The following is a 12,742-nucleotide window of genomic DNA, read 5'->3' as shown; positions in this document are numbered from 1 at the left end:
CTAATAGAAATTGCTCGGTTAAGACCGGTGTAACTGAGCCTTTCCGGTCAATATCGCTGGGAAGCTTCAAAATAAGGCTTTCCCACCCATCAGGGTCGAGTAAAATAAGCAAGAAGGTCCGGAAGTTTATTTCTTGTATTGGAGGGTAACCTTCAGAGAAAATCCTGCCTTTCGTGAGTGCTCGCAGATTGGAAGGAAACCCCTGTAATTTCTTGGTTTATAGTCGCAAAGTCCCTTCACAGGCATTACGATAGACCTTACGGAACTATCTGTGCTAAGCAGTGTTTACCTTTGTAGAAAGGTGTGAAAACGGATGTCGGAAGAGAAAAATAATGTAACCGGATCTCCTGAGCTCGAAATCACTCAGGAATCAATAGATAAGCTGAGTAATGCCTATCAGCAGATCCACGGACAGATGTCGAAAGTCATTGTGGGTCAGGACGATGTCATTGAGCAGCTTTTGATCGCGTTATTCAGTCGTGGTCATTGTTTACTTGAAGGTGTCCCAGGACTTGCCAAAACGCTGATGATCAGTTCGCTGTCGCAAACACTCTCGATGTCCTTCAGCCGCATTCAGTTTACTCCCGACTTGATGCCTGCCGACATCACAGGCACCGACGTCTTACAGGAAAATCGTGAAACCGGCGAACGAGAATTCCGTTTCATCCCTGGTCCTTTGTTTCATAACGTGGTTCTGGCAGATGAAATTAACCGGACGCCTCCCAAAACACAGGCCGCTTTGCTGGAAGCGATGCAGGAGCATCAAGTCAGTGTCGGGCAGACGCGACATCTGCTGAGTGATCCCTTTTTCGTTTTGGCGACGCAGAACCCGATTGAGCAGGAAGGAACCTACTCTCTGCCGGAAGCCCAGCAGGACCGGTTCATGTTTAAAGTTTACGTGCGATATCCATCATTCCAGGAAGAACGGGAAATCGCTCGTAAAACCACGTCCGATACAAATCAGAAAATCGAACACGTCTTGAACGCTGTCGATGTATTGGAAATTCAAAAAATCGTACGACAGGTTCCTGTTTCGGACCATGTGATTGATTACGCACTGGCTCTCGTCAGACAAACCCGCGTCAACGAACCGGGGACTCCTGAATTTATTAATGAATGGTTGAGTTGGGGCGCAGGCCCTCGCGCCGTCCAAAACCTGTTACTAGGTGGAAAAACACGAGCGTTACTCAATGGTCATGCTCACGTCTCAACGGATGATATCAGCGCTCTGGCCGCCCCCGTGTTACGGCATCGAATCGTAACAAACTTCTCTGCAGAGTCTGAAGGCATTACTTCAGATCGTGTGATTGAGCGATTGATTGAAGAGACTCCGTCTAAGGAAGGCGAACTGACCAGTGACCCAAGATTACAGAAAATATTTGCTGCCTGAAGCAATTTCCCGAATTTCACGATTGGAAATTCGGGCGCGTTCGATTGTCGAAGGGTTCTTATCCGGATTGCACCGTAGTCCTTTTTTTGGCCAATCGGTGGAATTTGCTCAACACCGCGAGTACGCACCCGGGGATGATGTACGCAACATCGACTGGAAGGTCTGGTCGAAAACAGATAAGTACTACATCAAACAATATGAAGAAGATACGAATTTAAGAACGACTCTGCTGGTAGACGTCAGCGAATCGATGCAGTTCGGCACGGGGCCGCTCAACAAATATGAATACGGCTGTACCGCAGCAGCAGCACTGGCTTACCTGCTATTGAAACAGCAGGACGCCGTCGGTTTGATTTCTTTTGATGATGCCATTCGTGCCCGCGTGCCCGCGTTGAGCAAACGAAATCACCTCAATGCCCTGCTAACCGCACTAGCTGCAGAAAAACCAGCTAAAAAAACCGACATTTTTGACGTACTAAAAGAAGTCGCCGAAACGCGATCCCAAAAAGGCACCATAATCCTTATTTCCGATTTTTTTGTCAACCGGGAGAGCCTGTTCAAAGGACTACGTCTCCTGCAATATCGCGGCCACGATATTATGTTGCTGCATATTTTGGACGATCAGGAGCTCGACTTCGATTATGCGGGAACAACCCGTTTTGAAGGCATGGAAGAAACGGGAGAGCTGGTCTGCGATCCCCGCTCATTACGTGAGGGTTATCTCAGTGCCATGCATGAGTTTTTGAATGAAATCAGAAGGCAATGTGCCAAGAATAAATTTGACTATCAAACAATCAGAACCAGCGAGTACCTTGACGCGGCACTGGCACATTACCTGAATCATCGAATCGGTATGCAGCAGTCGATTCGCCAGTAAACAACGACTGGATCCCTACCATTATCATCCCAATAGAATGAACTGACACGACAACTTATGGAAGCCTGGTTAACTCAACATTTTGTGAATTCAGCACTGGTTTATACCGGTGCCGCGATGGTTGCTGCGCCCATCATCATTCATTTAATTAACCGGTTTCAATACAAGCGAGTTCATTTTGCAGCAATGGAATTTCTGCTTCAGAGTCAGCAGACCAATCAGCGACGCGTGTTGCTGGAACAACTACTACTGCTGTTGCTGCGAATTCTGTTGATTGTCTGCCTGTTGCTCCTCATTGCACGTCTGATTCTGGACCCAAACCAGTTATCCATGTTCCATGGTGCCAAGTCACATCACGTGATCGTGCTCGATGACAGTGGCTCCATGCAGAATGTCTGGGGCGAACAAAGTGCCTTTGATGAAGGCCTGCAGGTTATCCGGAAGATTGCAGCAGAAGGGACCAATCGTCCTAATACTGAGAAAATGTCACTCATCGTCCTCTCACGCGCCGATGCTCCGCTGTTTCTGCAACGGGACATCAACGAAGAATTAATCAACGAACTGGATGCCAAACTGACCAACCTGTCCTGCTCTCATCAAAGCCTGGACCTCAATCAGGGATTGGAGGCGGCAGCAGACCTGCTGAATGAAGACCGGGCTGTGATCAAAACACTGCACCTGATCTCTGACTTCCGCAAGTCAGATTGGCAGGAGAAAAAGGGGGTTGCGGACACGATCGAAAAATTGAGCCAGAGTGATACCGCAATCAATCTGGTTAAAACAGTTCCCGATTCCCAACCGAACCTTGCGATTACAGAACTTTCGGGAGCAACAGAAGTCGCAGCCGTGGATGTACCGCTCCGTCTGAGGGTGAGTATCAAGAACTTTGGAGATCAGGTCGCTCAGGATGTGCGTGTGGCAGCATTCGTCGATCACAACAAACTTCCAATGAGTATTGTGTTTGACAAGATTGAAGCCGGAAGCGAAATTTCGCAGGATTTTGATGTGGTGTTCAACCAACCAAATCTGCATCAGATCAATGTCAGCCTGACGAACGATGCACTGGACGGCGATAATACCCGGTTTCTGGCAGTGAATGTGAAACCGTCTAATCCGGTGTTGATTATCGACGGCAACCCTTCAGGGAACGAGTGGATGTATATCCAAACCGCGATCGCTCCTGACGCTTCAACTACGGGCTTTGCCCCCTCTGTAGAAAGCGTTGATTATCTGCGCCGGCATCCATTAAGTCAGTTCAAAAACATTTACTTGCTGAATGTAGCTGAGTTACCGCTGGATGCGGTGGCCGCTTTAGAATCATTTGTTAAGGACGGCGGCGGCCTGATCTGGTTTGCAGGTCCTTCGATTCAACCCGCATTCTATAACGACAAGTTATACAAAGAAGGAAAAGGGCTGTTTCCTGCGCCACTGGAAGTCTCGCCGCGCGATCTTCCTGCCCGTGAGACAAACACAATGGTCGACATGCAGGTCGGCGATCACCCTCTGTTTTCCGTGTTTGCCGGTCAGGACAATCCATTGATTGAAGCCGTCACAATTTCGAAATACTTTCCCCTTTCACAAAAGTGGCTCCAAACTGAGGCCGCCAATGCCTCGGGTGTTAATGTCATCGCGACTCTTCGAAATCAAGCCCCGTTTATTATTGAACACCGTCTGGGCAAAGGCCGCATTATTACCTGTCTGACTTCAGCCGGGCCAGTCTTGACGAATGAAGGCGAGCCATGGAATTCCTGGGCGCTCAATCCAAGCTTCATTGTCTTCCAACTAGAACTGCAAAAGTATCTGGTTCAGTCCCGCTCGCACGATCAGGCAGAAATTGTCGGCCAACCGATTGAATTTGCTCTCGATGCAGCTGCGTTTTCCGATGAAATCGAAATTCAAACACCAATCGCTCAGGGAGAACGAACCGTACGATTAAAGGCCACACCCGGGCAGTCAGGTGAAGCGTCTGAAAATGACTCATTGAAGTTAATCACCGTGTTTCGTGAAACGGATCAACCAGGCGTGTATTCCGTACAATTAAAACGTCAAGACCAGACCGTTGAACCACAAATGTATGCTTTTAATTTTCCTGTTTCAGAAAGTAATCTGGCACTGGCCTCTTCCGATGAATTGAGAAATGAGTTTGGGAACTCTCCACTCATTCAGATTCAGGAACCCGGTGAATTCCAGTGGATTCAAGGGCAGGAAGCGGGCCGGGAAATTACCAATTCCATTTTAGTGATTCTGTTCCTGCTATTGATTTGTGAACAGTTACTCGCGTATCGATTAAGTTATCATCCCAAGATGGCGGGTGCAGCCGCATGAACTTGTTTTCAACGATCTCTAACTCCCTGATCCTGGCCGCCGACGAAACGACCTCGTTTCGTTCGATCGAATACGATACGCCCGATTCAGGCTGGGGGTGGCTGTTACTCTTGGGATGCCTGGGAATCATACTGGCACTTTCCTTTCGAACCGTCTGGAAAGATTCAGTTCAATTACCCCTGTTCTGGCGTTGCTGGCTGACGGGATTACGGCTTTCTGTTTTTGCCGCCTTGATCGTCATTGTCTTCAATCCGCACGAACGAACACAAAAAATGTCATTTCGCCCTTCACGTGTCGCCGTGCTGGTCGATACCTCGCTTTCGATGCGGCATCCCAACCAACAGGTTCCAGTTAACACCAGCTCTCCTGCCAGTCAAAATGTACCCAGCCGGATGCAGGCAGTGGAAAAATTACTTGCTGAATCACCGTTAATCAAAGACCTGCAAAAGAAACATCAGGTAAGCGTTTACACCTTCGACCAGACCTTAACCGGACCACATCACGTCTTCCAGAAAACACAGTTGTCTGAGGAGTCGACGGCGAATGCAACTACTGAACCAGACCCTAAACCCCAGGTTCAAGTCGACTGGAACAGTCTCTTACAACCACAGGGTCTGGAGACCCGCTTGGGAGAATTACTGGGGCAACTCATCCGCGAAATCAATGGTTCAACACTCTCCGGAATCATCATCGCCACAGATGGTGCATCGAATGCAGGCACCGATCTACTCTCTGCCAATGAAGCTGCGAAAGACTCTAAAGTACGCTTAATCACCCTAGGTGTAGGCAGCCCCAAAAAACCTGCCAATGTGCAAATTTCGAAAATCATCGCCCCCACTGACGTGCAATTTGGCGACGCGTTTGAAATCACCGCCTTACTGCAAGCTGTGGGTATGCCTGGAAAAAATATCACCCTTGAACTCCTGAAAAAAATTGAAGGCGAAGCGCAGCCAACCTTAGTAGAATCCCGCGATCTTCTATTGCCAACAGAAGATGGGCTCCCCATCGATGTCAAATTTGAACGCACCCCCAGCGAAGAAGGTGAGATCAGCTACCTGATTCGAGTGCGAGGCAATCAACTGGCACAGGATGCCAACGCGATGGACAATGAGCTGGAACATAGCGTGAATGTATTCAGTCGCCCCACACGCGTACTGGTGATCGCAGGAGGGCCGATGCGAGATTACCGTTTCGCCCGCACGATGCTCTATCGCCATCCTTCGATCAAGTCGGATGTCTGGCTACAAACAGCGCCGCCGGGTGTCTCTCAGGACGCCGATAAACTGTTATACGAATTTCCCGATCGCACGGATTTGTTTGAATACGATGTAATCCTGGCATTTGATGTCAACTGGGAACTGCTCTCACCAGAGCAGATGCTGACATTAAATGAGTGGGTTGCTACTGGAGGTGGCGGAATCGTGCTGGTTGCCGGTGATGTCTACACACCCCGACTTGCCCAGGATGCGGAACGCTTTCAACCTATTCTCGACCTGTACCCCGTTTCCATTAATTCTTTTGTCCGCGACTACCTGGATCAGGAAGCCACTCAGATCCGTCGGATCGAATGGACACAGGCCGGTCTTGATGCCGGTTTCCTGATGCTGACGGATAACCCTGCAACATCAAGAGAACTATGGGAAAACTTTCCCGGCGTCTACCGCTGTTATCCGACCAATGGCCCCAAGGCAGCGGCTACTGTCTATTCGCATTTCCCGGATCCCAAAACGCAGACAGAGTTCGGCTTCTCGATCTTGATGGCTTCGCAGTATTACGGCGAAGGCCGCTCCCTTTATCTGGGCAGTCCTGAAATCTGGCGATTACGGTCTATTGAAGAAGATTACTATGACCGTTTCTGGACCAAGCTGATTCGTAATGTGGGACAAGGTCGTACGAAACGGGGTACGAAGCGAGGCACCCTGATTCTTGAGCGGGATGAATATCTGCTCGGCCAGACTGTTTCCGTACGCGTCCGTTTACTCAATCCGGAATTTAAACCACTGGTTCAGGAATCCGTGCCGATGGAAGTCATCGACCCGCGCGGCAGACCTCTGGTTCCCAACCTCTTATTGATGCATGATCGTAATCGGCCCGGAGAATATGTCGCCAGCTTCCGCGCCAGTCTGCCCGGAAAATATCGCTTTGAACTCACTGTTCCCAATTCGAAAGGCCAGACTGTCGAGGGTAACTTGACGGTGCTACTCCCTCGACTGGAAGATGAGTCACTAAGTCAGAATATTAAAGGGCTCAAAGAACTCTCCCGTGATACCGGCGGCGCCTATCTTGCCATTGATGAAGCAAAAAATATCACATCGCTCCTGCCTGATGCAGGAGAAGAGTTTCTCGTTGACGAACGGCTGAAAACACTCTGGGATCAGGCGTGGGTCTTCTTTCTGTTAGCAGGCTTACTGGCAACGGAATGGTTGACCAGAAAACTGTTTAAACTGTCATAATACATTGAGTACAAATGAAGAAAAAATAACACTGGTCCTTAGATCCGCAGTGTGAATCAAACATATGAACAAACCTTCTCAATCAACCATACCTCAGGAAATCACCGAGCTACTCAATCGGTTGCGGGGGAAAATCCGCAGATATATCCTGCTGGAAGGAACAGCCAGACTGCTGGCCGTCATCGGCGTGATTTTCTGGGCCAGTTTCCTGGTTGACTGGACATACTTTCAACTTAGCCATCTTGAGTTACCGGTCTGGTTTCGTGCTTCGTTTGTGTTGATTTCTCTCGCCGTGATTCTGGCTCTGGCTGCCAGTTTTCTCCTCTTTCGGCTCATGAAAAAAATGAGGCGCAAAGCGTTAGCCCTGGTACTGGAACGACGTTTTCCTGAACTAAATGACCGGCTGGCGACGGCAATCGAGCTTCATGAAACACACGAACCTCAAAATGCACTTACACGAGCCATGCTCGAACGCACCGTACATGAAGTCGCTGAGGGCAGTCGGGATCTTCCACTAGAAGATGTATTCGACAAACGCCCCTTGAGGCGTGCCTTTTTCTTTGCGTTTGCACTGACGATCTCGATTCTAACTCTGGCGATTATTAATCAACCTGCGATGGCTCGCTGGGCGAAAGGGTATCTGGAACTCCGTAGTGATTACTGGAATCGGGAAACGGGACTGATTGTGAAAGTCATCGCTCAACCAGGCGACCGCATCAAAGAATTTCATAACCAGACCTACAAGCATGGTCTGGGAACAGACCTGACACTGCTTGTTGAAACCGTTGACGGTAAAAAGATCCCGGAACGTGTGCAGCTGACCTACCGCATGCAGAATGGACGTGGCGGGGGACGCACTGTAATGTCGCGGATGGGAGAAGGACGATTCAAACATACGATTACAGATTTACTGGATGGCATTCAGGTCTGGGTCTCTGGAAATGACTTTACCAATCCCGAACCCTATCTGGTCGAAATCGTCGAAACCCCCGTCTTGGACCAGATTCGACTGGCTTGTCTTTACCCCGAATATACCGGCCTGAATCAGACAGATAGTGAAACAGGCACGCGGCTGCCAGATCTACAAACGGTACAGGGAACACAAATCTCTTTACCCGTCAACACTGAATTTGAAATGGTCTCAACCGCCAACAAACCGATCACACGTTTTTCCTTTGAGACAGATCAATTCAATCTACAGTTAGAACAAGCTGCGGAAGATGTAACAACCACCGCCGAGAACTTCCTGGCGTGGAAAAACCCTGAGGGAGAAATCGTGCAGCAGGTCGCATTGACGCCACAGCTCCTGGATCAGATGAGAGGCACAGATGGCCGTACATTTAGAATCCCCTTTAAACTCATCACAGAAAACCAGGAGACTGTCGCTTCGAACGCTGACCCCCTTCCCCAGGTTATCCCGTTAATAGCAGACCAGCCGATTCGGATTTATCTGGAGGATGCCGACGGGTTACTGGTCACAGAACCCATTCGTTTGAGCATTAATGGCATCGTTGATCAACCGCCTAAAGTCGATACCCGACTGACGGGCATTGGGAAATCGATTACTCGCAAAGCCACGATCCCCATCGAAGGCATGATTACCGATGATTACGGAATCCAGGCCGCCCGTTTTGATTTTCTTGTCGATCAGGACAAAAACTTCAGGCCACGTCCATTCCGTAAAAAACCATCCGACAGACCTAAAGAATTTACTCTGCAACGAAGTAATGACGAAATCTGGGAACGTTTTGAAGTTCTGCCACTCGATTTAAAAGTGGGACAGAAAATCAACCTCACCGTTCAGGCGGAAGACGCCGATAATCTGAGTGGTCCGCACCAGGTCCATGGCGAAACCTATCACTTCGAAATTGTGACTGATGAAGAATTACTTTCAATCCTGTACTCCAAAGAATTGAATCTGCGAAAACGCTTCGAACAGATTCATAAAGAAGTCTCCCAGACGCGCGATGATCTCGCACAGCGAGTTGAACAATTAAAGCAAGCACAAACCATCAAAAACAAACAAAAGCAGGGACAGTCTGATCCCCGCTGGTCTGAAACGTTGACGGAAATTCAAAATGCAGTCGCCGTCTCGGCTGACCGGTCCTTATATGGAACCCGAAAAAACGCGACCGAGACCGCTTCGATTGTTGAATCCTTCTATGATATTCGAGAAGAGCTGGTCAACAATGGCGTTGCCACCGCACAAATCCTGGGGCGGATCGACGACAAAATTCTCAAGCCACTCACAATCATCCACGAGCAGGACTTCCCCAGTGTTGATCAACGCTTGGGCCTGTATCGGCTGGCAATGGAAAAGAACAGTGACCCCCTAGCCGAAATCCAGTCCAGTATTGAACTTCTGGACGCGATGCTGGTCCGAATGAAGAGTGTCCTCAATGAAATGCAGGATTTATTAGAGTTTCACGAAGCAATCGAAATGCTGAAAAATCTGATTGAACGAGAAAAAGAACTCTCAGAAGAAACAAAAAAGTTTCGCAAAAACAAGCTTTTGGATCGTCTCAAAGGGTTAGGACTGGAGTAATCCCGCTCGAACAAAATAATCTCTGCTTGAAGTGATTCACTGCACCTTGACACCTGAACACAAAAACACACTTCGAACAGAGTCTAGTACTTGATATAATAGGCCTGATGGCTTTTCTCTGCGCGCTCAATTATCAGAGGGACACTCATCTTACATTTACCCACCTTCATCAGTTCTGAGAACAAAATGGAAACTTTGGCAGGAGCACCACGCATGTTGAATCGTCCTCGGGCCGCCGTTCTGCTGATCGCTTTGATTGTCGGCTTGCTCTGCCCTCATTTCGTCAGTGCACAGAATCAGGACCCACAGCCCAAAACCAGCAGTCCCAATGGTCAGGATCGGGATCTGACTGATAAGCAGGAAGCAATCTCTCAGCAATTCAAACGATTCGAATCGACTCTCCATGATCTGGGAGAGTACATGAAGAAAACCGATCCTGCCCGCGCAGACCTGTTATTTCGCGCATTTGGTCAAAGCAAACAAAACCAGATGACCGTAGAAATGCAGCAAGTCCTACAAATGCTGGAAAAAGGGCAATTGGGTGATGCAGTAGAACGACAGGAAAACCTGGTCAAAAATATGCAGGCACTCCTGGCGTTGCTTCAAAGTGAAGACCGCATGAGCGAAGTCGAAAAAGAGAAAAAACGAATTCAGGATCTGCTCAAAGACGTCAACCGGCTGATAGGACAGGAACGTGATGTCAGAGCAGCCACGGAGCGGGGTGGTAACCCGGCTGACTTGAAAGAAAAACAAAAACAGACAGCGCAGAACGCAGAGAAACTGATTGATAAAATCGAGCAACAAGATGCTGAAAAGAACGATTCTCAGAAGTCAGAACAAGATCAGAAGGGAGAAGCTTCCGATAAAAAATCAGACAAGAAAACTGATGGCGAAGAGCAGGATCAAAAGTCAAAAAACGGAAAATCAAATTCAAAATCCGAATCCGAATTTGAAAAATCAAAAGGCTCTGAATCGAAAGGCAAGACGCCACAGGATGGTAAGTCTGACCCGAACCAGAAGGGGGCTCCCGAACAGAAGTCCTCGCAGCAGAGTCAACAGTCTCAGCAGCAACAGTCTCAACAACAGGGACAACAAAGTCAGTCTCAAGAAGGGGAAAACCAGCAGTCCCCAAATCAGGAGCAGAAGACTCCCGGGCGAGAAGAAATTGAGCAGGCTCGAAAGGAGATGGAAAAAGCGATTGAAGAGCTGGAAAAGAAACAGAAAGAAGCCGCTTCCAAACATCAGGACGATGCGATCCAGAAACTGGCAGAAGCCAAAGAAAAACTGGAAGAGATGCTGCGTCAGCTTCGCGAAGAAGAGCGTGAACTGATGCTAGCCGCTATGGAAGCCCGACTGCAGAAAATTCTGGCTCAACAAAAACGTGTCTATGCGGGGACACTAACAATCGGACAAGTTCCCGAAAAAGAACGAACCAGCCGACACACCGCAAGAGCCGTTCAACTATCGCGAGAAGAAAGCCTGATGGGACTGGAAATCGAAAAAGCGATTTTGTTGATTAAAGATGAAGGATCTTCGGTTGCCTTCAGTGAAGCGCTCTCCGAAGTACGCGAAGATGTGCAAACTGTCGCCTATCGTTTGAATCGAGCACAGGTCGATGAACTGACACAGGAAATCGAAAAAGATATTGTCAGTGCCCTCGAAGAAATGATCGAAGCCCTGCAGAAAGAAATGGAAAAATCGGACGAAGAAAAAAAACAGCAGCAACAACAGCAGCAGCAAGGTTCTCCCCAGGATCAGGCGTTGATTGATATGTTAGCGGAAATCAAAATGCTGCGGTCATTGCAGTTCCGTGTAAATAAACGAACCCGCCGGATCGAAAAGCTGGCGTTGGAAAAAGATGCCAATCAGGCAGAGATCTTTGAGCAACTGCAACAGCTTTCAAATCGCCAGACGCGGATTCAAAACGCAACTTATATTCTGGCGACAGGTAAGAATAAATAATCATTTCGATTGAAGAATCCTTAAAAGGTCACAAACTGACATGAAACATTGGTTCCCATCGACTCAGAAAAAAACAGTCGTCGAACACCGTTTGCAACGGTTTGTGGTGATTGTTTGTGCTTGTGCACTGTCAACCTCTTTGTTAGCACAGGAGCCGATCCCCGTCCCGATTCCGCTTAAAGAACCAGTGGCAGAAAAAGCAGAACCAGTCGAACTACTGGCGCCACCATCAGGTGTTGACCTTAAACTACAATTGCAAAGCTGGGTTGCCGAACAAAAGGTCAAAAACCCGGCCCAGCTAAAAATGATTGCCAATCTGTTGGTGAAACTGGAAGCCCCGCTTTCTGCAGAAGAGAAACTGAATCTGGCATTAGAAATATTTTCAAATGTGAAACCGAAAGCAAAACAGTTAATTAAAGACTACCGAATTTCTGATCAACTCCCTCAGCTTTCCAATCCTCCGATTTTAGTTGATGGAGAGGCAGATACGATTTACCTGGCGAACGTCCGCTATTATGTCGCCCGCAACTTAACCCAGTTCCGAATGGTTGATCGTGCTCTGAACATCTTTAACTCCATCCAGCCGAAAACACTGATCGACCCCGCCGGTTTTCTGTTTTTTAAAGCGGCCTGCGAACACCATTTATTACAGAAAAAAGACTGCGGCAAAACTCTGGACCAGTTGCTGAACCATACAGAAAGTGTACCGGAACGCTATCGACAGGTGGCAGTGCTGATGCAGGCAGATCTTGAAACCCTGAAAGAGGAAAGTCTCGACGAGATTTCACGGAAGATGAGTGATGTCGAACGCCGGCTTGATCTCGGCAACTCTGGGGAAAAAGTTCAGAAGGTCGAAGATGAAATCATCGCCTCGCTCGACAAACTGATCAAAAAAATGGAAGACCAGGCCAAGAACAGTTCGTCTTCAGGAGCCGGCGCCGGCAATTCGAGCTCGCCTGAGGGAGGAGCCGATGAAAGCCGCGTGAAAGGACAGATCGCGCCCGGCGAAATTGATAAGAAAAAATTATCGAATAATGGTGGGTGGGGACAGCTTCCTCCTAAAAAACAGGCTTCGGCCAAAAACATCATCAATCGTAATTTTCCTTCACACTATCGTAAAGCCATTGAAAAATATTTCAAAAAGCTGGCAACCCAAAAAGCAAATACCAATAAATAACATTCTGATTAAT

General features: G+C 48.3%; 7 protein-coding genes. All 7 read left to right on the top strand.

All coding sequences use genetic code 11. From position 1 onward, the window contains the following. The first annotated feature begins 313 nt into the window (after positions 1 to 313). The 7 genes from Enr17x_RS05810 (at position 314) to Enr17x_RS05780 (ending at position 12,729) form a co-directional block, all read left to right on the top strand. The gene (locus Enr17x_RS05810; protein ID WP_145306764.1) at positions 314 to 1,390 is read left to right on the top strand and encodes an AAA family ATPase; all 1,077 of its coding nucleotides are present in this window, start codon (positions 314 to 316) and stop codon (positions 1,388 to 1,390) included. Next, complete coding sequence (locus Enr17x_RS05805) at positions 1,356 to 2,267, top strand: DUF58 domain-containing protein (RefSeq protein ID WP_198000986.1); 912 nt, start codon at positions 1,356 to 1,358, stop codon at positions 2,265 to 2,267. Before Enr17x_RS05810 ends, Enr17x_RS05805 begins: the two co-directional genes overlap by 35 nt. 57 nt (positions 2,268 to 2,324) lie before the next feature. Further along, positions 2,325 to 4,592 (top strand): BatA domain-containing protein, encoded by a 2,268-nt coding sequence (locus Enr17x_RS05800; protein WP_145306762.1) that lies wholly within the window; start codon positions 2,325 to 2,327, stop codon positions 4,590 to 4,592. Next, entirely contained in the window at positions 4,589 to 7,045 is a 2,457-nt protein-coding gene (locus Enr17x_RS05795; protein WP_145306760.1) for a VWA domain-containing protein, read from the top strand. Before Enr17x_RS05800 ends, Enr17x_RS05795 begins: the two co-directional genes overlap by 4 nt. Positions 7,046 to 7,109: 64 nt before the next feature. Further along, entirely contained in the window at positions 7,110 to 9,590 is a 2,481-nt protein-coding gene (locus Enr17x_RS05790; protein WP_145306758.1) for a DUF4229 domain-containing protein, read from the top strand. Positions 9,591 to 9,803: 213 nt separating this feature from the next. Next, the gene (locus tag Enr17x_RS05785) at positions 9,804 to 11,552 is read left to right on the top strand and encodes a hypothetical protein (RefSeq protein ID WP_145306756.1); all 1,749 of its coding nucleotides are present in this window, start codon (positions 9,804 to 9,806) and stop codon (positions 11,550 to 11,552) included. 40 nt (positions 11,553 to 11,592) lie between these two features. Continuing rightward, complete coding sequence (locus Enr17x_RS05780; protein WP_145306754.1) at positions 11,593 to 12,729, top strand: hypothetical protein; 1,137 nt, start codon at positions 11,593 to 11,595, stop codon at positions 12,727 to 12,729. Positions 12,730 to 12,742 lie beyond the last annotated feature (13 nt).

Source organism: Gimesia fumaroli (assembly GCF_007754425.1).
Lineage (GTDB): Bacteria > Planctomycetota > Planctomycetia > Planctomycetales > Planctomycetaceae > Gimesia > Gimesia fumaroli.
The sequence above is the reverse complement of the archived record's forward strand: the minus strand, read 5'-3'. Positions and strand labels throughout refer to the sequence as shown.

Bases quoted from the DNA above. Each gene is read 5' to 3' on its own strand.
- Enr17x_RS05810 (WP_145306764.1), top strand. From the start codon at position 314: ATGTCGGAAGAGAAAAATAATGTAACCGGATCTCCTGAGCTCGAAATC.
- Enr17x_RS05800 (WP_145306762.1), top strand. From the start codon at position 2,325: ATGGAAGCCTGGTTAACTCAACATTTTGTGAATTCAGCACTGGTTTAT.
- Enr17x_RS05795 (WP_145306760.1), top strand. From the start codon at position 4,589: ATGAACTTGTTTTCAACGATCTCTAACTCCCTGATCCTGGCCGCCGAC.
- Enr17x_RS05790 (WP_145306758.1), top strand. From the start codon at position 7,110: ATGAACAAACCTTCTCAATCAACCATACCTCAGGAAATCACCGAGCTA.
- Enr17x_RS05785 (WP_145306756.1), top strand. From the start codon at position 9,804: ATGTTGAATCGTCCTCGGGCCGCCGTTCTGCTGATCGCTTTGATTGTC.
- Enr17x_RS05780 (WP_145306754.1), top strand. From the start codon at position 11,593: ATGAAACATTGGTTCCCATCGACTCAGAAAAAAACAGTCGTCGAACAC.